General features: G+C 63.2%; 16 protein-coding genes and 2 pseudogenes. 6 read left to right on the top strand and 12 right to left on the bottom strand.

What is annotated here, in order from left to right; all coding sequences use genetic code 11:
• Window positions 1-89 precede the first annotated feature (89 nt).
• The 4 genes from BLA15945_RS25465 to BLA15945_RS25450 form a co-directional block, all read right to left on the bottom strand.
• Window positions 90-2171 (bottom strand): bifunctional diguanylate cyclase/phosphodiesterase, encoded by a 2082-nt coding sequence (locus BLA15945_RS25465; RefSeq protein ID WP_174993663.1) that lies wholly within the window; start codon window positions 2169-2171, stop codon window positions 90-92.
• Between the two features lie 638 nt (window positions 2172-2809).
• Entirely contained in the window at window positions 2810-3691 is an 882-nt protein-coding gene (locus BLA15945_RS25460) for an endo alpha-1,4 polygalactosaminidase (protein WP_174993662.1), read from the bottom strand.
• Window positions 3692-3720: 29 nt separating this feature from the next.
• Window positions 3721-3981: a hypothetical protein gene (locus BLA15945_RS25455; RefSeq protein WP_174993661.1), complete on the bottom strand. Its 261-nt coding sequence runs from the start codon at window positions 3979-3981 to the stop codon at window positions 3721-3723.
• 58 nt (window positions 3982-4039) lie between these two features.
• Window positions 4040-5137 (bottom strand): glycoside hydrolase family 18 protein, encoded by a 1098-nt coding sequence (locus BLA15945_RS25450; RefSeq protein ID WP_407045113.1) that lies wholly within the window; start codon window positions 5135-5137, stop codon window positions 4040-4042.
• Window positions 5138-6122: 985 nt separating this feature from the next.
• On the opposite strand from BLA15945_RS25450, the gene BLA15945_RS25445 reads away from it, so the two are divergent.
• Window positions 6123-7526 carry a GGDEF domain-containing protein gene (locus tag BLA15945_RS25445; RefSeq protein ID WP_059242290.1) on the top strand — a complete coding sequence of 468 codons (1404 nt, stop codon included), beginning with the start codon at window positions 6123-6125 and terminating at the stop codon, window positions 7524-7526.
• Window positions 7527-7940: 414 nt separating this feature from the next.
• Here BLA15945_RS25445 and BLA15945_RS25440 read toward each other — a convergent pair whose 3' ends face one another.
• From BLA15945_RS25440 to BLA15945_RS25420, 5 genes are all read right to left on the bottom strand, one after another.
• Window positions 7941-8615, bottom strand: a complete 675-nt coding sequence (locus BLA15945_RS25440) for a lytic polysaccharide monooxygenase (protein ID WP_059242527.1) — start codon at window positions 8613-8615, stop codon at window positions 7941-7943.
• Window positions 8616-8936: 321 nt separating this feature from the next.
• Window positions 8937-10073 carry a Rieske 2Fe-2S domain-containing protein gene (locus BLA15945_RS25435; RefSeq protein WP_059242529.1) on the bottom strand — a complete coding sequence of 379 codons (1137 nt, stop codon included), beginning with the start codon at window positions 10071-10073 and terminating at the stop codon, window positions 8937-8939.
• A 24-nt stretch (window positions 10074-10097) separates the two neighbouring features.
• Entirely contained in the window at window positions 10098-11798 is a 1701-nt protein-coding gene (locus BLA15945_RS25430) for an NAD(P)/FAD-dependent oxidoreductase (protein ID WP_174993684.1), read from the bottom strand.
• 58 nt (window positions 11799-11856) lie between these two features.
• On the bottom strand, window positions 11857-12942 hold the full coding sequence (locus BLA15945_RS25425; RefSeq protein ID WP_174993660.1) for a monodechloroaminopyrrolnitrin synthase PrnB family protein: 1086 nt from the start codon (window positions 12940-12942) through the stop codon (window positions 11857-11859).
• Window positions 12942-14558 carry a tryptophan halogenase family protein gene (locus BLA15945_RS25420; protein WP_059242296.1) on the bottom strand — a complete coding sequence of 539 codons (1617 nt, stop codon included), beginning with the start codon at window positions 14556-14558 and terminating at the stop codon, window positions 12942-12944. The genes BLA15945_RS25425 and BLA15945_RS25420 overlap by 1 nt, the downstream gene beginning before the upstream one ends.
• Window positions 14559-14933: 375 nt before the next feature.
• Between BLA15945_RS25420 and BLA15945_RS25415 the strand changes: the two genes are divergently transcribed.
• On the top strand, window positions 14934-15362 hold the full coding sequence (locus BLA15945_RS25415; RefSeq protein ID WP_174993659.1) for a hypothetical protein: 429 nt from the start codon (window positions 14934-14936) through the stop codon (window positions 15360-15362).
• A 50-nt stretch (window positions 15363-15412) separates the two neighbouring features.
• Complete coding sequence (locus BLA15945_RS25410; protein ID WP_174993658.1) at window positions 15413-16015, top strand: LysE family translocator; 603 nt, start codon at window positions 15413-15415, stop codon at window positions 16013-16015.
• A gap of 52 nt (window positions 16016-16067) precedes the next feature.
• Here BLA15945_RS25410 and BLA15945_RS25405 read toward each other — a convergent pair.
• Together BLA15945_RS25405 and BLA15945_RS25400 are read right to left on the bottom strand one after the other, a co-directional pair.
• Window positions 16068-16841 (bottom strand): annotated as a pseudogene (locus tag BLA15945_RS25405) (oxidoreductase).
• A 26-nt stretch (window positions 16842-16867) separates the two neighbouring features.
• Window positions 16868-17590 carry an SDR family oxidoreductase gene (locus BLA15945_RS25400; RefSeq protein ID WP_174993657.1) on the bottom strand — a complete coding sequence of 241 codons (723 nt, stop codon included), beginning with the start codon at window positions 17588-17590 and terminating at the stop codon, window positions 16868-16870.
• Window positions 17591-17689: 99 nt separating this feature from the next.
• Here BLA15945_RS25400 and BLA15945_RS25395 point away from each other — a divergent pair, with 99 nt between their 5' ends.
• From BLA15945_RS25395 to BLA15945_RS25385, 3 genes and pseudogenes are all read left to right on the top strand, one after another.
• Window positions 17690-18592 carry a LysR family transcriptional regulator gene (locus tag BLA15945_RS25395; RefSeq protein WP_174993656.1) on the top strand — a complete coding sequence of 301 codons (903 nt, stop codon included), beginning with the start codon at window positions 17690-17692 and terminating at the stop codon, window positions 18590-18592.
• 251 nt (window positions 18593-18843) lie between these two features.
• On the top strand, window positions 18844-19158 hold the full coding sequence (locus BLA15945_RS25390) for a hypothetical protein (protein ID WP_174993655.1): 315 nt from the start codon (window positions 18844-18846) through the stop codon (window positions 19156-19158).
• Between the two features lie 129 nt (window positions 19159-19287).
• Window positions 19288-19563, top strand: a pseudogene (locus BLA15945_RS25385) (Rieske 2Fe-2S domain-containing protein); the annotation flags it as partial.
• Window positions 19564-19620: 57 nt separating this feature from the next.
• Here BLA15945_RS25385 and BLA15945_RS25380 read toward each other — a convergent pair.
• On the bottom strand, window positions 19621-21108 hold the full coding sequence (locus BLA15945_RS25380; protein ID WP_174993654.1) for an MFS transporter: 1488 nt from the start codon (window positions 21106-21108) through the stop codon (window positions 19621-19623).
• Between the last annotated feature and the right edge of the window lie 9 nt (window positions 21109-21117).

Here is a 21117-nt window from a genome sequence, read left to right as displayed (position 1 = left end):
CAGGATCGTCATCGCAGCCTTCGCAGGGCGCCCGGAGCGCGGGCACCTGCGTACGCTGCGGCAACGCCGGAGCCGCGTGCGTTAAACGCTCAAACGTTCTTGATCGCATTACCTTGCGTGGTCGCGTCGACGAAGTGATCCGCCGGCATCGGACGCCCGAGCAGGAAGCCCTGCAGCGAGTTGCAACCGAGTTTGGTCAGGAACTGCTGCTGCGCGGTCGTTTCAACGCCCTCCGCGACGATCTTCAGGTCGAGTGCCCGGCCAAGCGCGACGATCGCGGAAATGATCGCGGCATCTTCGGTATCGTGTTCGAGATCGCGGATAAATCCCCGGTCGATCTTGAGCTCGCTGGCCGGCAAGCGCTTGAGATAGAGCAGGCTCGAATAACCCGTTCCAAAATCGTCGATGGAAATACGCACGCCCATGTCGTGAAGCTGCTGCAGGATTCTCAAGCTGGCGTCCGCGTCGCGCATCGCGGTGGATTCGGTGATCTCCAGCGTCAGGCAGTGCGGCTCCAGCGCGTGCCGTTCCAATGTGGCCTGCACGACCCGGATCAGGCTCGCGTGACCGAATTGCAACGGTGACAGGTTGACCGCCATCGTCCAGTCGGTCCGGCCTGCATCGCACCACACGCGCATCTGCCGGCAGGCCTCGTCCAGGACCCATTCGCCGATCGGCACGATCAATCCGGTCTTTTCCGCGATCGAGATGAACTGATCGGGTGCGATGAGGCCGCGCGTCGGGTGCATCCATCGCAAGAGCGCCTCGACGCCGATGATCGGCCCGTGGGGCACGTCGAACTTCGGCTGGTAATGCAGGACCAGTTCACGCCGCTCCAGCGCCAAACGGAGTTCCTGCACGATTTTCAAGTGCTCGCGGACATTCGCGTTCATCGATGCTTCGAAGAAACAGTACGCGTTCCGGCCGAGCGCCTTCGCGTGATACATCGCGGCATCGGCGTTGGTCATCAGGTCCCGGAAATCGCTGCCGTTGCCGGGATAAAGCGCGATACCGATGCTGGCCGACACGCGCAATTCGTGCTCGGACACGCGGAACGGTTTCCGGATCACCGCCAATACCTTGTCCGCCACGTCGGCCGCGTCCGCGGGCTCGTCCACCGCCACGACCAGCACGAACTCGTCGCCACCCAGACGGGCAATCGTGTCCTGCGAGCGCAGGTTCGCGCCGATGCGCCGCGCCACGTCGACCAGCAACAGATCGCCGACATGATGGCCATAGGCGTCGTTGACCGCCTTGAATCCATCGAGATCCATGAACATCAGCGCGAAACGCCCCTTCTCGCGGTCGGTGTTCTGGATGGCCTGATCGATCCGGTCTTCGAGCAGCACGCGATTGGGGAGCTTGGTGAGGTTGTCGTGCAGCGCCAGATACGTCAATTCCTGGTTGGCTTCGGCCAGCGACGTCGCCAGTACCGCCGTGCGGGCTTCCAGACGCAGATCGAGGATGGAAACGACCAGCGCGATGGCGAGGATGGCCAACGTGGCAACGACGATGACAAGCGCCAGCCAGCCGGCATCCAGGCGGGAGCCGGCTGCCCCGCAGATGCTGCCTAGCGGGAACCGCGCGGCGGCCATCCCGGTGTAGTGCATGCCGGCGATGGCGGCCCCCATCAAGACGGCGGAGCCCAGATTGAGCAGGCGCACGCGATTCGAGTGGGTCCGCCGAATGAAGACGATCCACAGCACGGCGCCCGACGCGACCACGGCAATCGCGACCGACAGGCACACGAGCAACGGATCGTACTGGATGCCCGGCGACATGCGCATGGAGGCCATGCCCGTGTAATGCATACCCGCAACGCCGGCGCCCATCAACATGGCTCCGCCGCCCAGTCGGTGCCACTTCAGCGTGTCCTGGCAGACGAGCCAGAGCGCACACGTGGAGCAGACGATGGCGATCAGCCACGAAAGCACCGTGATGGCCGGATCGTAGCCAATTGGAATCGGCAACGCGAAGGCGAGCATGCCGACGAAATGCATCGACCAGATGCCCGTACCCATCACGCAGGCTCCGCCTACCAGCCACCAGTGTGCGGCGTGCCCTCGAGCGGTTTTGATACGCCCGGCCATGTCCAGCACGGTGTAGGACGCCAGAATGGCGATCAAGAGCGAAAGAAGAACGAGCAACGCGTTATAACTTGTCGGCAGCATTGTTATTTACAGATCGCTTTCAATTCGACGGTGACGAGACCACAGGTTATCCGGTGTCTGCGCAAATTCGCGTGAAGGTTGGGCACAAAAGTAAAGCGGTGCCCGAAGGAATGAACTGGTTGTGCGACCAACCAGACGATTCCAGCGACCACCGCTTGCAGGGCGGATCATAAACGCGGCCTCCCGTTCAGGGAAGGATTTACCGCTGCGGGCCGGCGAAGCGCGCAGCCGGGAAGCGATACGCCCGTGCCTGGATTGGCCCAGGCGGAGATTTTACGGGCATCGGCATGCACGCCATCGGGAGACCGTGCGTCATGCTGGCGTCGGCATCTTCGCGAAGTGGGCGTGGACGATGACGCGCGACCGGCGAAACTCGAGATGCACCGACAGCACTGCCATGCGGTGATGCCCTCCCGCCGGGAGAACACCACCCATCGCAACGATTCCGGGCAAGGAAGCCCGGCACAAGCAGAACGCCGCGCCGTGTCCGGATGGCGAACCGGGCCCGGAAGCCATTCAGCCTGAATGGCCTGGGCACGCGCGCGGAATCTGTCGCCCAGATTCGCGCGGCTGCGTTCACGGCTTCGTCACGACTTACGTGCCGCGGATCGCCCCGACCGTCGCACGCCGCGCGCCGCTCATTCGAACCGGCATGCCGCGCGCGGCAGCGCCGCGAGCGTGTCGCTCGACCATTTCAGAAGGCCGTCGAAGTTGGCGCGGTTGTCCGCCGGACAGAAATCGGCGAGCCTCATGCCGTCCGGGCGCGTGTACTCGACATTGAACACGGCCTTGTTCAGCGCGATGAAGCTCGCGTAGCCGTCGCACTCGTGGAACCTGTTGCACTGCTCGTTGAGCGCCCAGTCGGCGACCTTCGCCATCGCGGTGGCGATCCCCGAACCGTTCTTGAGGCCCATCGACATCCCGCGATCGTGTGCGGCGGCGATCAGTGCCGTGTTGTAACGCAACTGGTCGTCGCGCGTCAGCGGAAAACCCGTTTCCTGCCGATAACTGTCGTCCAGATCCGGTTCGATGCCGTCGCAGCCCTTTTTCTTCGCCCGGTCGAGACGCGCCAGCATCAGGGGCATCAGGATCGCAGTCTGACGGATGTCCAGCCAGCGCTCATGATCCTCGTATCCTTCGACGGGGTTGCCGAGCACGCTGTCGGGAAACTGGTTCGCATCGCTGCGGCCGTCTTCCCGGCCGCCGGTCTCCATGTAGCAGACGACGTAGATGCCCTTCGCCTTCAAGCGCTGGATCGCCGCCGCATCGGTCTGCTCCATGTCGACGTCGAACATCTTGCGGGAATTGTTCACGCGGTCGAGCACGGTCTCGTTGATCGTGTTGCCGTCGATCTGCCATTGCCAGCTCGTGCCGGGCGCGAGCGGCTTCCAGGCCGCGGCCGGCGACACGCGCATCGTGGTCGCCGCGACGGTGGCGCCCGGTGCCGACACGTCCCCATCGCCGCCGCACGCGGCAAGCAGCAGCATCAGCGCAATTGAAGCGAGTGATCTTGCAGACATGGCGAATCCTTTGCTTTCTTGGCGGCTTGTCAGGATGCGAGGGTGCGAGGAACACGCGAGCAACGGAATGCGGGCGATGCATCTGCCGATGCCGCGGTGGTACGGGAATGCGCGAGGCACGTCCGGATGGTAGGCGGGAACGCCGCGCCGATCTGTTCCGATTTGTCGATTTTTGTCGGCGCGGCGGCGGCCACGATCCTGCAGATCAGCTCGCACTTGAGCAGCAGTTGCCGTTCAAGGTAGGCACCCGGCCGTTCCTCCGGTTGCCGGTCGTGGAAACCGGAAACCACGGGAAACTTCGTCGTGATATGGACGGCCCCCGCGGTCTCCTCCCTGGCCAGACTTCATTCATTTTCCGGGCGCCAGGCCGTTGGCAAACCGGTTCGTATAACCGAGCGTACCGACACCGCCGATGGAGTTGCATGTCGACGACGCGGCACCGGGCGGACAATCGACGTCACGGTCGAACGACCAGAAATGGACCCCCACGAGGCCATTCTGTTTCACGAACTGCGCAACGGTGTCTGCATCCGCCGGCGTAAAGGTTTCGCCGGCCACATCGTTGCCGCCGATCATCGGCGTCAGCTCGATCTGGCTGTACGGTACACCCCAGTGATCGTGCAGGTTCATCGCCGCCTGCAGCGCCGACTGCCCCATCTGGCAGGTGCCGTTCGCGACCACGCAGTTCCCCGCCCCGGCCGACCCGTAATCCATCGTCATCAGGTTGATGGTGTAGTTCTTCAGGCCGGATGCCTGGATGGCCTGCATGACCCAGTCGCCATACACGTTGAAGCTGTCGGGTGCGCTGGCGCCCCAGGAGCCGGCCGTGGTCGCTCCCTGCTGGGAAGGCGCCAGTGTCGCCAGCGTAAAGCTGAAGCGCAGGCCGGGATAATTCTGCTGGGCGACTGCCACGCGCTGCACGAGATCGTTGATCACCTGTTGCGTCTGCCCGCCTTCGATATCGAAATCGATCCCGATGAGGTTGCCCGATGCATAACGATTGATGAAGGTCGCCATGCCCGCATCCGTCCCGCACGTGAACATACCGGCCGCACCGCCGGTGGAAATCACGTAGTTCACGTTGGCCGCGGTGAAAAGCGGCACATTGGCGGACGCCATCGCGCCGCCGTCAACGCCCGCCCAGTTCTCGCTGCCGCATTCGCCGGTCGCAAACGCGAGCGTCAGCGTACGCACACCGGCTGGCAGCACCGACAGCACCGGGCTCAATTGACCGGTCACGTTCGACGAGATGACGTTCGTGTTCCAGTTCATCGAAATCGTCGCGTCCTTGTACGGGCTATATACGAATGCCGGCGCCGTACCGGTACCCGCCCCGCCCGCCGTGGCAGCGCCAGTGCCGAAAGACGACCATGCCAGCAGAAGCGCCAGCGCACCCCTCAAGGTCGATCGCTGCATGAATCCGGATTGGTTGCTCTTCATGTTCATGCCCTCATCGCGTTATACGCATTACCGGCACCGGTCTTTCACGCAAACCATGCCGGGGAATATTTCAGGAAGACGCGCTTCGTCCATGCGGGCGTAACGGAAAACCGACACGTGACATGGACGTCAATCACTTGAACCATTGATTTGTACTACATAATAAACATCGTGATCAGATCAGCCCCGGGGCTTTCCCATCTGGTGACCAGGTCATACTTTCACCGCCGTGCAACTGCCTGCGGCGCCGCTCGCAATATCGTGGAAGCTTGCTGCACAGGCTGGCATCGCTGCGCCAGACATCGAAAGCAACGCAAATGAAAGCGAAACCGCATGTGCCTTACGGCTGGTTTCATTTCTCGAACCCTGTCTCTCCGTCACTGGTCCATGATTTCCCCCTTTTCGATTGGCAAAGCTCCGCTCAGGTCGAATTCAAAAAATCGACCTTACAAATTGCCATCTGAAGACAAATTTCGATATTGATGCTGTTTTTATATCAACGACGTGAAACGCCCCGACTCTGGTCAATGCCGATGCAGCATGTCATGCCTCACGTTCGCGCAAGATCGGAGGCCTGCAAGAACGCGATGCAAGCGGTATCGTCAAGTTGTCACGCCGGCCCGTGATGGCATGCCTTCGGCACAGTGGCGGATACCGATATTTCGGCGGATGATGGAGCGATGACCCAATCCGGCACCCGCATTTCAACTGGTCTGCTACTGGTTATACTACATAATCATCCGGCATCAACCCTGGAATCGATTACTTCAAACAATATCGAAATCCGAAATATTCAATCGATTGCATTTCCATATTGCAATTTTCTCCATTCGACAATTCAAACCGGTATCTCGCAGCCATTTGGCTTATTGTTCAAGTCGACGAGATTCAGGCGATGCGCTCGTGCTTCATCATATTGGCGACCGCCCCGCCATGACGCCATGGTTGCCGTTCCCATCCTTGATTCATTCAACGAAACCGGAGGCAGAACATGACTGTCAATGTTGCCGCCCAAGAATCGACCGGCACCGCCCAACGGGTCACCCGGGTGTACGCCAGACTCCTGCTGGTCGGCTTCGCGCTGACGCCTGCGTATCTGATTGCCTACCTGTACTTCTTCCAGGACCCGTCACTGAAATTCGAGAACCACGCCTTTCACGAACTTGCGATCGCGGCTGCCACGCTTGAAGGCGCATTCGTCACCTATGTCTGCTGGCGGTGCTACAGCCTGTCGGGCGAGCCGTTGCTACGCTGGCTTACGCTGGGTTTTCTGGGCTTCTCCCTCATCTATGCGCTGCATGGCATGTTCACCGGCATGGCGCATCACAACCTCTGGTTGTTTCTGCTGTACGGTCCGGCCTCGCGCCTGACCATGTCGATCTTCGCTTTTGTCGGGCAACTCACTTATGGTCGCAAGGCCGACAGCGCAGCGATCCGCGGCCGGCGCCGCACATGGCTTGCCTGGATCGCCGTATTCGGACTCGTCGACGTCGCAGTCGCCGCGGTCGCCTACTCGCCGGTGGCCGGCAACCTGTGGGTACGCCTGTCGATGGAGGGGGGCGCACTGCTGTTCTTCAGCGTGAACGTCATCGCGCTGGCCGTGCGCCGCATCCGTTCGCCGTTGATGACGATCTACGGTATTTCGGTGACGTCGTTCGCACTGTCCTCGCTTGCTTTCATCCTCGCGCGGCCGTGGAATCACATGTGGTGGCTGGCGCATGCGATTTTTGCGGCCGGCTTCTTCCTGCTCAGTTTCGGCGTGGTGCAGGCCTTTCACACAACCCGTTCGTTTTCGAAGATCTACAGCCAGGAAGAACTGTTTGCCCGGTTGAGGGAAGCGATGGCAAGGACGGAGCGAGCGCTGCAGGCGCTTCAACGTACCAACGAGAAGCTCGAGCACCTCGCGGCCACGGACCCGCTCACGGGTGCCGCCAACCGGCGGCAATTCATCGAAAGCGTGGAAGCGGAAATCAACCGGGCAAAGCGCAACGGCGCGCCGTTCTCGTTGCTCGCGCTCGACCTCGACCACTTCAAGGCGATCAACGACAGTTACGGGCATCAGACGGGCGATCAGGTGTTGCAACGCTTCGTCAACAAATGCGCCGATGCGATCCGGCCGTACGATGGCGTCGCGCGGACGGGCGGAGAGGAATTCATGGTGCTGCTGCCGCACGCCGCGCTGGACACCGCTCAATCGATCGGCGAGCGCATCCGCACGGCGATCGCGGGCGAGCCGTTCGAAGCAGGCATCGGCGAACCGATCAAGGTCACCGTAAGCGTCGGCGCCTCCGAATTCGGTCGGGACGGCGAGACGATCGACGCGATCCTTCGCAAGGCGGACGAACGCCTGTACCGCGCGAAGCATCAAGGTCGCAACCAGGTGGTCGCCGGGTAGCCGGTTGCCGTATTCGTATCCGTACTCGCCACCGCGTCCCCGGCAGACGTTCTTGCGCGACCCGCATGGTCACGATGCCAAAACCGGGCCGACCCTGGATTGCGCAAGAGTGTGAATCGCATGCCCCCTTCGCCAGGGAATGCGCGGCCGGGTTCGAGAGACACCGCCTCGTCACGTACCGGCATGTCCGCGCCCCCGAAAATCCCGGGTTAGTTTCCGCCCCGGGCTTCTCAACCGGACGAAACCGCTTCCGCAGGCCTCGCCCCTGCCTGCCTGCCGACGGATCGTACACCGACATTCTCGATGCCCCGCCAATACGCTGAGAATGACGGGGCGCCCGGGATAATTCCGTTTTCGAACTCAATCGAATCATGACGCCCCGGGCACCGCCGAACGCGTCATGGCGCAGCAACATCAGAACGGGCTGCGTGTCGTATCGCCATTGGTGAACATCGCGTCGACGACCTGATAAAACGCCATCGCCGTATCCGCCACTTCCCAGACCGCGAGGATCACGTGGTAACCGCTACGCATCGGCAGCCGGCATTGATGAATGGTCGGTTGCTGGGGCACCAGGTTCGCATTCGGGTCCCAGTATGGCTGGCCGGGATTCTGGATCGTGCAGAAAGGCGTGGCCTCGAACTGCGCGCGCGTCAGCTTTTCCGACGGATTCCAGTCGGCGCGTGTAATGAAGTAGTTCCAACGACGCGTCTTGTGCACGGCGCTGAATTCCCATTTGAAGTTCTGCAACGCGCCCGGACGTAACGGGATCTTCTGCCAGCGGCCGGGCGACTGCTCGTTCAGCACGGGCAGCGGGCCGTTCGTGCTGGCGCCGGCGATTTCGCCGTCCATCGGTGGCGCGGCATTCTTCGCATCGTTCGGCGCGAACGGATCCGACAGGCCGCTTTGCGTTGCAGGGAAGAACTTGCCGTTCTCCATCGCGTTCGCGTGCCACGCGTCGACAGGACAGTCCGGATTCTGGCCTTGCGTGCACAGCACGATGCGCGAAGGCGGTTCGGTCAAACGGCCGTGCGCATGCGCACCGACCGCTGTGACCAGTAGTGCCATGCCAGCCAACGAGCGTGGCATCACGGAAGCAACGTATCTGCGGATGATCTGATTCATGATCCCTCATGGCATTGATGTTGGAATGAAGGTGTGCACATCGAGCCCGCCGCAAGATCCCTGACCGAGATTCCTGTCGGCGCGTCGCCGCGCACACCGATCGGCAAAAGCAGAGGTCGAATGAAACCGCGGTAAGCGACGATGCGCGAGCCCCGCACCTTCCTCGCAACCTTGAAACACGTGTATCGAACTTGAACGCAACCCGGAACTACGCTCCGTCCCATGCAATCCCGGAGGCCCGCTCGAGCCCGGGAAGCGCTGAATCTTGATCGCACGGCGGCCCCGTCAACAATCGCGCTGATGACCGTGACGCCACTCGGCATGTTCGCTAGCGGCTGACGGAACGACGCGGTCGACCCAGCCCCGGTAGAACGCGCGGTACTTGAGCACGAGCTTGTCGTACTTGCTGTACGCGCCGCCGCCATCCGGCTTCATCCCGTTCCAGATCTTGACGTCGTACCCTGCAGCCTGTCTGGTCTGGAGTCCGAACAACACGAAGTCGGTCGCGCGACGCAGCACGCCGCCCACCTTCTTGATCGAGATGAGCATGTGCATGACGTTCTTGCCTTCGCTCACCGGCGTCACACACTGGAGCAGCTTGTATTTGGCGTCTCCGTCCAGGGCGACGGTCATGACGCACCCGCCGGGGTAGCCATCGAAGTGCAGGTTCATCTGCGACATGTTCAGGCCAAGCGCGCGCGACAGCATGCCGAGGGGCCCGAAGTACCGGTTCACGGTGAAGTCGATCCCGGCGCCGAACCACGCACCGGCCCGGGCCAGCGACTCGACCTCCGGCCACTGGCGCCAGTCGTCGAAGCGCTTGAGCTCGAAGGCCGAGATCGGGAGCGCGTGGACAGGGGTCGCGTGCTGCGCGTCGTAGAAGTTCTCGACGATCCGCAAAACCGCCGTCGTCGTCTCGAACGCGAAGTGCAGGTGCATGAAGTCGCCGTTGTCGACGTCGGCCGCGGCGATTTCGGGCAGCGGGTGCAGCGGCTGCGGGGAGCCGTACCAGACCCACACGTAGCCGTATCGTTCGGCCGTGACCAACGTCGGCTGGCGCGCCCCGCGCGGGACGGGCTCCAGCTGGCGCACCGCCGTGCTGTGGCCGGGGATATGGACGCACTGGCCCTGCTCGTCGTACTGCCAGTGGTGAAACGGGCACCGGATGCACCCGTCCTTGACCTGCCCGTCGGCGAGGTTCGCACCAAGGTGCGCGCAGTGGCGGTCCATCACCACGGCCCGCCCCGTCGCACCGCGCCACGCCACACACGGCCGGCCGAAGAGCGTCAACTCCGTCGGCTTGTCCTTGAGGTCGCCCGAGCGCATCGCGACGTACCAGCTCGCGGCCAGGCGCGTGGTCGCGTCGTACCCGCCCGACGGATACTCCCTGGTGCCCGCTTGATCCAATTGAACGTCGTTCATCATATTCGTGCCGGTGTCGGTCGACTACTTCAGCGCCAAGCCGATGCGGGTCGTGACGTACGCCCTGAGCAGCGCGAACATCGGGTTGTAGTCGAAGTACCTTTTCACCTCTGCCGGCGCGCTGGTCTGCGTCCAATGCAGCAACTTCATCGCCGGCAGCAGGCTGTACTTCGAGTTGTTGAGCTGCGGCTTGGCCCCGGTGATGCAGTATCCGAAGCCGAACATCGGTTTGGCGAAGTCGCGTTCGTCGATGAGGGCGTGAATCCGCGCCGCGGCCTCCTCGGCCGGTTTGCGCCCGGCGCTCACGGCCTCGACCTCGGCTTTGGCGTCGTTGAACAACTGGTAGTACCCCTCCATGTCCGCGCACAGGTACCCGAGGTACGGGGGGTTGTCGTCGAGGCGATCGAGGTCGCCCTCGTCACGCGACGCACGGAACCTCGCGTGGGCCTGCACGAGCCGGAACTGCCCGAGGATCGTGCCGACCGCCCACAGCCTGTGGAACGCGTCCCACAGGCGGAAGTCCGTGAACGCCGTGTAGCAGCAGCTGACGAAGTCGTCGTTGTGGTCCAGAAGCTTCTGCTGCAGGCGCTCGATGTACTCGAAGCGCTCGGGGGAAAAGTCGTCGTCGCGCAGCGCCTTGATGAGGCGCGCCGCGAGCGCGTGGATGGTCACCGCGGTGTTCTCGAGCCCCCGGGAGAAGAGCGGGTCGATGAACCCGTTCGCGTGCAGCATCAGGCAGTAGCGGTCACCGACGCAGGCGCTCGACGAGAACTGCAGGCGGTCGGTCTTGACCCAGTCGCGCACCGGCACGGCGTCCCGGAACTGCGCCCCGATGCTCGGGAACCGCGCGAGGAATTCGTCGAATTCCTGCTGAGCGGAGACGTCCGTTTTCGGGTAGACGCGCGGGTCGAGCTGCAGGCCGACGCTCACCAGGTTGTTGGTCGAGCGCGGGTGGTTGTTGAACGGAATCACCCAGAGCCAGCCGCCCGCGAACATGTGGTGCAAGGTCCCCTCGTGCCAGCGCCAGCGCTGCCCCTTGACCTTGAAGATGTCGTCGAACGGCTTGACCCCGAGCATGTGCGTGTAGAGGCTGCGCGAGTGCGTCTTGAAGCGGCACGGCTCTTCGCGGAGCTTGAACTTGGTCGCGAGCGGCGCGCGGGGTCCTCCGCAATCGATCATGTACCGGCCGGTGAACCGTTCGCCCTGGGCGGTGGCCACGCCGACGCCGTCCTTGTCTGCGTGATATTCGGTCACGTTCGTCTTCTGGCGGACCGTGCAGCCGTATTTGATGGCGGCTTGCAGCAGGTAGGCGTCGACGTCTTGCCGGTAATAATGGCTCTCCGGCCCCCACGGCAGCTCGGGAATGACGCACTGCGTAAATTCCTTCGGGTCGTGCTCCTGGCCGGGCTTGTGGAACACGAAGCCGAAGTTGCGCTTGATGCCCGTGCTCGACGCGACGTAACGCTGCGTCGCGTAGAACGACGTGATGCGGTCAAGCTCCGGAATGCCGTAGCGATCGGCGATGATGCGGTTCATCAAGGACGTTTCGGGGATCGACGATTCGCCGATCGTGAACCGCGGGTGCGACGACTCCTCGATGATCAGCACACGAAACCGTTGTTTGGCCAGGATCGCCCCCATCTGGGTGCCGGACATGCCCGAGCCGAGGATGATCACGTCGAAGTGGTTGCTGTCGTGCTCGTTCGCGGTGCTCTTCTGAGTCATGGGGGCAAGCTCTCCTGGTGAGATGGAACACATGGCCGCGCGCGTCAGGTGTCAGGTGTCAGGGCCCGTCGAGCGCAGCACGGAGGCGAGACCGAGCGGCCCGCGTGAGCGTGAGCAGATCGCCGAGCATGCTGGGCGCGTACCCCCCGCTGCCGATTGCGGGTCCGCTTCGCCCGGCTTCGTACGTCCGCTCCGCCAGTTTGAGGTGAGGCGCCCGGAAGTGCAGCAGGACCTCGAAGACCCGCTCTAGGGCCGCCAGCCCTGCCCCGACAGACTCGCCCCGCGCGCGGGCCGCTTGCGCCTCGCCGAGCACGCGGTCGACGAGCGCCGGCTGCCCGGCGAACCGGGCGTAAACCGACCTGAACGCCGGAAGCACGTAGGGCAGGTAGGTCTCCTTGAATTCTCGATAAGCCGGGTGGTCCGATTGCGAGCCCCACAGGACGTGCTCCAGCACGAAGAGGGGCATTTCGACGGCACCGGGGCCGAGGTAGCTCTGGCCTCCGACTCGAATCGGTTCGTAGAAGGGGCGAAGCTCGTCGTAGAAGACTTGCGGCGAGATGAAGCGGTAAGCGTAAACGATCGATTCGACCATTTTCTGAAGATAGGCCGCCAGCTCGTCGCTCCCTTCCGCGAACGCGGGCGACTGCAACGGCACGTCGGACAGCTCGACGATCAACGCGATGGCCGCCTCGAGGGCCGCCATCGAGATGCGCACGCTCTCGAGCAGGTGCGCTTCGTCGCGCAGCCCGGTGTAGCTCCGCTGCGCGTCGGCCGACGCGGGGTTCCAGACCGTCACATGCAGGAGCGTCTCGCGCGGCGGCAGGCCGGTCGCGCGCGCCAGGTCAAGCAGCACCGGCTCGAGCCCGGGCACCACGTCCACGGGCTCGTGTCCGTGCCGTTTGAGCGACCCCAGGAAGAATCCGATGTCCCGCATCGCGGCGGCGGCTTCGACGAAGCCCCAGCCGGACGGCATCCCATGCGCCGGGAGGAACTCGCGCAACAGACCGACGATGCCGGGCACGTCCTTCTTGCGGTTCAGGCCCGGCAACTGCAGAACGAGCGCCCTCGCCCGCAGCGGATCGCAGGCCGCCACCGTGGCGTGCGTGGCCGCGAATGCGCATGCCCGGCCCAGGGCGCGCTCCACTACAGGATCTCCGGCGTTGCGAGCGCCGGCCCGGGCTGGCTGCGAGACAACCCCGCGTCGCCCTCACGCAGCGACCGCAGGTAGTCGTAGTTCGTCGGCAGGCTCGTCCGCAGACGCTCGGCCTCGCGCCGGATGCGGGCGAACATCGCCTCGGCCTTGTCGATCGACTCCGGCCGGTGCCGCAAGAGCGGCAGCGACCGGTCCGGCAGCATGCCCAAGCCGGCGAAGATGCAGTAGTAGTTTCCGTTCAACCAGAAGTTCTTGAATTCGTAGTCGAACGTTTCGTAGTACGTGGCGTCGTCGAACGACGTGGTGGTCAGCGGCAACCCCGCCTTGTAACGTTCAACCTTCTCCCTGATGGCGTCCGAGAGCCGCAAGTCGTGCCGGTTCGCGAGCCAGAACGGTGTGTCGTCGCGCGACGTGGTGAAATAGTGCGCCTGGACGAAATCCCGGCAGTCGTCGAACATGTAGACGATCTCGGCGTTGAACGCGTCTCTCAACCGCGGATCGAACGAGGCATCGGGGAAGTGCTTCACGAGCTGGTAAAGCGCCGCGTAGATAAAGTAGATCCCCGTCGATTCCAGGGGCTCCAGAAAGCACGACGACAGCCCGATCGCGACGCAGTTGTTGACCCACGCCCGCCCGTTGCGCCCGACCCGGAACTTGATCTGGTTGAGCGGCTGCTTGTCCGGGAGGCCCCAGAGGTTGAGGAAGTCGGCAGTGGCCTGGTCGCGCGAGGTGAACTTGCTCGAGAACACGTAGCCGCTGCCGAACCGTCCCAGCATCGGAATCTTCCAGGTCCACCCCGAGTTCATGGCGATCGCGGAGGTGTACGGCTCGATCCCCACGCGCGCGTCGTCGTTGGGCACGGCGCTGGCGACCGCGCTGTCGCACAGCAGGTAGTCGGACATGTCAATGAAGGGCTCCTTCAGGGCCTGGTTGATCAAGAGCCCTCGCATGCCGGAGCAGTCGATGAACAGGTCCGCCTCCAGCGTCCGACCCTCCTTGGTGGACAGGCTGGAGATGTAACCGCGCTCGTTCAGGTGGACCTCCACGACCTCGTCGACCACGCGTTTCACCCCGCGCCCGACGGCCCAGCGCTTCAGAAAATCGGCCACCAGGTGCGCGTCGAAGTGCCACGCGTGGGGCATCTGGCGGGTGCCGTCGGGCAGGCACGGTGCCAGCTTGGCGTCGAGCGCCTCGGGCTGCGGATAGCAGGCGTACTCCATCGGCTGCTGGAAGCCGTGTTCGCGCTTGCGCAGCCAGTAGTGGGTAAGCGGCACGCCGTCGCAGTTCGGCACGCTGCCGAACAAATGGTAGAAGTAGTCGTCGCGCGAGGGGTCGGGAGACTTCCTCCAGTTCACGAACTTGATGGCGCTCTTGAACGCGCCGTTCACCTGGGGCATCCACTCCCGCTCCGGTATCCCGAGGAAGTCGAAGAACACCTTCTGCAGATTCGGGATGGTCGCCTCGCCCACGCCGATCCGGGGGATCGCCTCGGACTCGACGAGCGTAATGTTCGCCTGCTGCTGAAGCGCCCGGACGAGGTACGAGGCGGACATCCAGCCCGCGGTGCCGCCGCCCACGATGACGATATTCTTGATCGGATTGCTCATGGCACGCTTCCCATAGGATTCAAAACCCGAATGGACTTCTGCAACGGTGGTCAATTGATCCGCATTCAGAATAAGCCGACGATTATTTAAATCAAACTGATATATTTGACAGTATTTTTATTTTTCGATCACCAGATTTCATTGCATTCCATCGAAATTCCACACCATCAGCGTCGGGGTGAAATAATTTCGAATTGAAGTTTATATTTGTAAACAGCCTGATGATTAGCGCATGATCACCAAACAGTCCCCACTTGCCCCCGTCAGACGAATTCTCAAAAATTCCGAGTCAATAGCAATGACTATTGCACCTTCTCCGATTTTAATTAGATACATAAAAAATCAAACTCCGAGCCCATATCGCGCAACGAGTAAATGGAACAAGCGTCCCCGGTGTTTAAGAATTTCAAACGCGAGAAAGAAGAGTTGCCAGCGACGCTCTCCACCACCTATGATTCCCTGACAATATTCCGGGAACCTACTTGGCATGACAATTATGGGTACCGACACCATCGCCTTGCATGCCACGCGAAGTCAAAGAAGAAAGTTTTCTCTTGTGCCGTCGGCGCCGCGCTATCGAATATGGCGATCATCGGACCGGCGGGACTCGGCCCGGGGGCGGCAATCAAGCCGGCTGGCAGCGGTACGGTGTCAGGATCCCGGCTGGCCGGCTCATCTCTCAAGGACATAAACAGATCAAGCTCGATCGCGCTCTTTCTCGTCGTCGAAAAATCAAGTTATCGCGTGTGCGTCGACATTCCGGCAGCCCATGACAAATTCACTCTTCGTCACTCTCAGCCATAGCACAATCAATAATTTCACAAAGCAAATCGTTAGAAAGACGAGGTTAGTCGATGTTGACATTGAGTCCCATTCTAAAAATGTCGTTCTACGTCGCCATTGTGCTGCTGGTACCCGGGCCGACAAACACGCTGCTGCTTTCTGCCGGGCTCAAGCTGAATCTTCGTGGTGCGTGCAGGCTGGTCGCGGCGGAGGCGTCAGGCTACGTGATAGCCATTACCGTATGGGGATTTTTTCTCTGGTCTTTGGCGACGCAATATCCATGGATTGTCAGCTGCGTAAAGTTGATCAGCGCCATGTTCATATTCTACCTCGCAGTGAGTATGTGGTTCAAAGGTGCCAACTTCGATGCGACTGACTCACCGCCGCTGGGGTTCCGAGGGCTTTTCTTTGCGACCTTGATGAATCCCAAGGCTTTGTTATTTTCAAGCGCAATTTTCCCGGAGGCGGCATTCAGATCGCTCGATATTTTTTTGTTGTCGACAGGCGTATTTCTGATCACCCTGATTCCGATAGGACTGGTATGGTCCCGGTCGGGGCGACTGCTGCTCATGAATCGTGCGGAAGGTCGACTGGCGTCTATCGTGTTACGGTGCTCCTCGCTTGTGTTGCTGACGTTCGCAGCAACGCTGGCGAGTTCCGTGCTCAATCGGTGAGGCGGTCATGGCGCGCGCTTTCCTCCTTGCATTGCCTTCGTCAACACGAACACTAAAACGACACTAAAAATCGCGGCGCGAACCGGTTCTCGGTAAACATCGGCGGCTCGTCGGCGTCGTACGCGCCGATGATCGCGAAAGCCGCGCGCGCCGGGTCACCGGGCGGCTTGCCCGACACCGCGCGTGCCGCCGCGCGGCGCTTTCCCGCCGTTTCCGCGTAGTCGTCGATCCGACTCGCGGCTTCAATCATCGAACGCCCCGCCCAGTCGGTGCAAAACGCGCCCGGCTCGACGATCGTCACGCGAATGCCCAGCGGCGCGAGTTCATGAGACAGCGATTCGGACAGGGCCTCGACCGCGAATTTCGTCGCGTGATAGTAGCCAGTCGCGGCAAACGCGACGAGCCCGCCGAGCGACGACATGTTGAAGATGTGGCCGCGGCGCTGCTGCCGCATGCCGGGAAGGATCCGCTGCGTCAGTGCGTTGAGGCCTAACACGTTGACCTCGAACTGCGCGCGGATCTCGCGCTCCTCGCCTTCCTAGATCGCGGCGAGATAGCCGCAGCCGGCGCCGTTGACGAGCACGTCGATCGCGCCGAAACGCGATCGCGCCTGTTCGACGGCGCTTGCGATCGAGGCCGGATCGGTGACGTCGAGCGGCGACGCAAGCGCGCGTTCGCCGTACCGGCCGGTGAGATCGGACAGGCTGTCGGGCCGGCGGGCGGTCACAACCGCACGCCGGCCGCGTTCGAGCACGGCGTCGGCAAGCGCACGGCCGAGGCCGGACGATGCGCCGGAAATGAACCACACGGGCGATTGATCGTTCATCGGTTGCTCCTTGGGGAAACGGTGGTTCAGCTCGTCTGGCCCGTCGGCCGGATCGTGAGTTCGTTCACGCTGACGCTCGCCGGCGACTCGATCACGTGGCGTACCGCGCGCCCGATATCCGCCGGTTGCAGCGCGATCGCACGGTATTCGCGCATGAACGCCTGGGTCTGCGCGTGCGTGATCGTGTCTGCCAGCTCGCTTTCGACGACGCCAGGATTGATGCAGGTAATCCGCAGTGCCGGATGCTCCTGGCGCAGGCCTTCCGTCAACGCGCGCACCGCGAACTTCGTCGCACAGTAGACGGCGGCGGTTGGCACCACCGACAGCGCGCCGATCGACGCGATGTTGATGATCTGCCCGGCGCCACGCGCGTCCATGTGCGGTAGCACGGCCGCGATGTTCCACAGGACGCCCTTGATGTTGACGTCGATCATGCGGTCCCATTCGTCGTGATGGCCGGCCGCGAGCGGCGACAGCGGCATGATGCCCGCGTTGTTCACCAGCACGTCAATCCGCCCCCACGTTTCCAGTGCCGCATCCGCGAACGCCTGCGCCGAACGGCGCTCGGTCACGTCGAGCGCGCAGGTCTCGACTGCCGCGCCTGCCACGCGAAGATCGCGCGCGATGGCGTCGAGCCGGTCCGTGCGCCGCGCGCCCAGCATGAGCTTCGCGCCCGGTACGCCCAGCTCGCGCGCGATGCCTTCGCCGATTCCGCTCGACGCGCCGGTGATGAGAATGACTTTGTCCATGACACCTCCCTGTTTCGATGACAGGACGATATCGTTGCTTCTCTGTCGCTTGTAGATGGTGAATACTGGATGGGTTGGTTAGCGTAACTGGACAATGATATGGACCTGAATCTTCTGCCGCTGCTCCTCGCCGTCGCGAAAGAACGGAATTTCCGCGCCGCGGCCGACCGGATGGGCGTCACCCGTTCTGCGGTTAGCCAAGGCATCCGGCGGCTCGAAGACACGCTCGGCGTCGCGCTCGTCGTGCGCACCACGCGGTCGGTTCAGTTGACCGACGCGGGCATGCAGCTGGTTCAATCGCTGGAAGGGCCGCTCGTCGACATCGGCAGCGCGCTCGATGCAACGGGCACGACCGACGCGCCGCGCGGCCATCTTCGGCTCACGGCCACGTCGATCGCCGAACCCTTCCTGTCAGGTCCGTTGCTGGCAAGCTTTGCGGAGTGTTATCCCGACATGACCATCGACGTAACCGTGACGGACGAGGAATTCGATATCGTCGAGCGCGGATTCGATGCCGGGATCCGGCTGGGACAGGTAATCGAGAAGGACATGATTGCCGTGCCGCTGGGCGGCGAGCAACGCGAACGGGCGGCGGCCTCTCCCGATTACGTCGAGAAGCACGGCGCGCCCCGTCACCCCGACGAGCTCGTCCGGCACCGCTGTATCGGCTGGCGGCTGGCGCCGGAGTTGGCGCCTTACCGCTGGGAGTTCGTGGAAGACGGCCGCCCTTTCGACGTCGCGGTCGAACCACAACTGACGACGAACGATCTGCGCCTGATGCTGCGTCTCGCGCTGGCGGGCGGCGGCATCACGTTCGCCCCCGAGGACTGCCTGCGCGCGCATTTCGACGACGGCTCGCTCGTGCCGTTGCTGGAGGCGTTCCTGCCGCCGTTTCCCGGCTTCTTTCTCTACTTTCCGCAGCGGCGCAACATGGTGCCGAAGCTGCGGGCGTTGATCGATCATGTGCGGAAATGGCAAGCACCATTCGGCGCTTGCGATTGACGCATGCCGCCCCACGCGAAGACGATGATGTGCAACCGCCGGACCGGCCCCGGATCGACATACTCCCCCGTTGGCCGGCAATTCAGCGCTTCGTAGACGTAGGCAAAAATAAAGTAGTCGCCGTGCGCGGCGTCGCGAAGACCGTGTCAACTCCCCGCGATGGTGTTGCCGCGACCAGCCGCAGTGGTCACGTGTTGTGCGCCCCCCCGAGTTTGAATTGGCAATCGTGCCGTAGTGGTAAGGTTCCTTTCATGCCGTTCGCCGATGTCTGCGTAAGACAATTCCGAACGTTGGGGCGATCCGATGACCAACAACGCCTATACGACAATGATTCTGGCATCCAGGAAGCGTGGAACCCCGCGGAATTGTCAATGCTCGTCAGCCGACATACCGGCAGTCGCCCGTTGGAATCGAAAAAATTTCCGTTGTATTTATGTCAACTTGCATTCATCACGGCGATCATGACCCGCCGTGTCGCGCGCCGATCGAGCGGCTTCTGCCCGAAGGCCGCCACCGTAATCGCTGACGGCGCAGCAACGAGCGCATTGCAAGTTTTCCATTCATGACGCGCTAATCGAAAACCAGCCCCCGCAGCCTGATCAGGCCGATTTCGGTCGATGATCAAAAGGCGAGCGCCCCCCAACCGGTCGCCCGTCCCCGCCTCACGCCGCAGTTGCTTGCGCCCACGGTGGCGTGTGACGCCGGTGAGCGACGGCAAGAACGTCATGCACATGCTCATCTCGATCAAGAAGGTTGGCGGCGTACTGCACCGCGCGACCGACTTCGTGTTGTTCGGACTCCAGACCAGACAGGCCGTCGGGTACGACGTCAAGATCTGGAACGGGATGAAGCCGGACGGCGGCGGCGCGTACAGCAAGTACGACAAGCTCGTGCTCAAGTACCGCGCGTTCTACCGCGGCTGGGTCGACCGCGTCGCCGACGCGACCGCTCGACCGCGCCGCCGCGAGTGAGCGGCGATGCGTGAGTCGGCGGCCGAGACGGCGTGATGAAACCTGCCGCCGGCGCCATTACACCGCCCGATCCCCGGCGCCCTTACGCGGCCCATCGACACGCCGAGTCGGCAAAACAGCGAGCCCGCGCACCGCCGCCCCGCTCTCGCCCCCCTCCCCGCCGCGGCCCGTGATCTCGTCCAGCGCCCGGTTGTTGGTATACGGCCCGAACACACCGATCGACACCATCACGATCACCATGCTGCCGCCGATCAGCACGAACACGGCCGACACCCCGGCGCGTTCGAGCAGCAGCGCGATGATGAAACTGCTCGCGATTCCCGTCAGGCGGCCGATCGAATGCACGAAGCCGAGCGCGCGCCCGCGGATCTCGGTCGGAAACACTTCCGACTGGTACGCGGTGCCGTTGCTCGCGAGCACCGTATTGGACAGCGTGACGAGCAGCCCGAACGCGATCACGAACGGCGCCTGCGCCGACATCGCGAACGCGGTGCCGAACAGCGCGACACCGAACGCCGACGCGACGATCAGCCACTTGCGCTCGATCCGGTCGGCGAGCAGGCCCGCCACGAACGGCGACACCGGATACGCGAACGCGATCACGAACGCATACCAGAGGCTCTTCGTGACGCTCGCGCCCTGCGCGGCCAGCAGCGTCGGCAGCCACTGGCTGAAGCCGAAGAAGCCGATGCTCAGGAATGCATTGAACGCGATCAGCATCGCCGTGCGGCCGCGATGTTGCGCATCCCACATCGACGGCGCGCGCTGCGGGGCCGGCGCAGTTGCGGCCGGCGCCGGGACCGCGGGCAGCGGCCGGCCGGATTCCCGCTCGACCGCCTGCTCGAGACGCTGCAGCACGGCTTCGGCCTCGGCCTCGCGGCCGTTGCGGGCGAGCCAGCGCGGCGACTCCGGCAACCGCGACTGCAGCCACCAGACGACGACCGCGCCGCTGCCGCCGAGCAGCACGACCCAGCGCCATCCGGAGATCCCGAGCGGATCGTGCGGCACCCATAACCACGACACCAGCGCGAGCACGGGCATCGCGAGATAACCGACCGCGAAGCACAGCGCGAACGCGCGGCCGCGCACCGCCTTCGGCACCAGCTCGGTCAGGAACGCGCCGATCGTGATCAGCTCCGCGCCGATGCCGCAACCCGCGATGAAGCGGCACACGAGGATGCCGAGCGCATGCGTCTGCACGCACATCGCAAGGCTCGCCGCCGTGTAGAGCAGCAGCGCGCCGGTGAACAACGCGCGCCGCCCGAAGCGGTCCGCGAGGCGCGACACGAACATCTCGCCGACGAACAGCCCGGCAAACGTCGCCGCGCCAAGCGCGCCCTGGTCCGACATGCCGAACACGCCGTGCGAGCCCGCATGAAAGATGCCGTCGCGGATCAGCCCCGGCGGCAGGTAGGTCATCTGGAACAGGTCGTAGACCTCGAAAAACCCGCCGACGCTCAGGAACAACACGAGCGTCCAGATGCTGGCCGTCGCGGGCAGGCGGTCGATGCGCGCGGCAATCGACGCCGCATGGGAATGGGACATGGCGACTCC

The organism is Burkholderia arboris, from assembly GCF_902499125.1.
Classification (GTDB): Bacteria; Pseudomonadota; Gammaproteobacteria; order Burkholderiales; family Burkholderiaceae; genus Burkholderia; species Burkholderia arboris.
This window is presented reverse-complemented; position numbering and strand designations above follow the sequence as displayed.

Excerpts from the sequence above, each read along its gene's own strand:
- BLA15945_RS25465 (WP_174993663.1), bottom strand. The coding sequence starts at position 2,171 with ATGCTGCCGACAAGTTATAACGCGTTGCTCGTTCTTCTTTCGCTCTTG.
- BLA15945_RS25445 (WP_059242290.1), top strand. The coding sequence starts at position 6,123 with ATGACTGTCAATGTTGCCGCCCAAGAATCGACCGGCACCGCCCAACGG.
- BLA15945_RS25390 (WP_174993655.1), top strand. The coding sequence starts at position 18,844 with ATGCCGTTCGCCGATGTCTGCGTAAGACAATTCCGAACGTTGGGGCGA.
- BLA15945_RS25440 (WP_059242527.1), bottom strand. The coding sequence starts at position 8,615 with ATGCCACGCTCGTTGGCTGGCATGGCACTACTGGTCACAGCGGTCGGT.
- BLA15945_RS25435 (WP_059242529.1), bottom strand. The coding sequence starts at position 10,073 with ATGAACGACGTTCAATTGGATCAAGCGGGCACCAGGGAGTATCCGTCG.
- BLA15945_RS25380 (WP_174993654.1), bottom strand. The coding sequence starts at position 21,108 with ATGTCCCATTCCCATGCGGCGTCGATTGCCGCGCGCATCGACCGCCTG.
- BLA15945_RS25410 (WP_174993658.1), top strand. The coding sequence starts at position 15,413 with ATGTTGACATTGAGTCCCATTCTAAAAATGTCGTTCTACGTCGCCATT.
- BLA15945_RS25420 (WP_059242296.1), bottom strand. The coding sequence starts at position 14,558 with ATGAGCAATCCGATCAAGAATATCGTCATCGTGGGCGGCGGCACCGCG.
- BLA15945_RS25430 (WP_174993684.1), bottom strand. The coding sequence starts at position 11,798 with ATGACTCAGAAGAGCACCGCGAACGAGCACGACAGCAACCACTTCGAC.
- BLA15945_RS25415 (WP_174993659.1), top strand. The coding sequence starts at position 14,934 with ATGGAACAAGCGTCCCCGGTGTTTAAGAATTTCAAACGCGAGAAAGAA.
- BLA15945_RS25460 (WP_174993662.1), bottom strand. The coding sequence starts at position 3,691 with ATGTCTGCAAGATCACTCGCTTCAATTGCGCTGATGCTGCTGCTTGCC.
- BLA15945_RS25395 (WP_174993656.1), top strand. The coding sequence starts at position 17,690 with ATGGACCTGAATCTTCTGCCGCTGCTCCTCGCCGTCGCGAAAGAACGG.
- BLA15945_RS25400 (WP_174993657.1), bottom strand. The coding sequence starts at position 17,590 with ATGGACAAAGTCATTCTCATCACCGGCGCGTCGAGCGGAATCGGCGAA.
- BLA15945_RS25450 (WP_407045113.1), bottom strand. The coding sequence starts at position 5,137 with ATGAACATGAAGAGCAACCAATCCGGATTCATGCAGCGATCGACCTTG.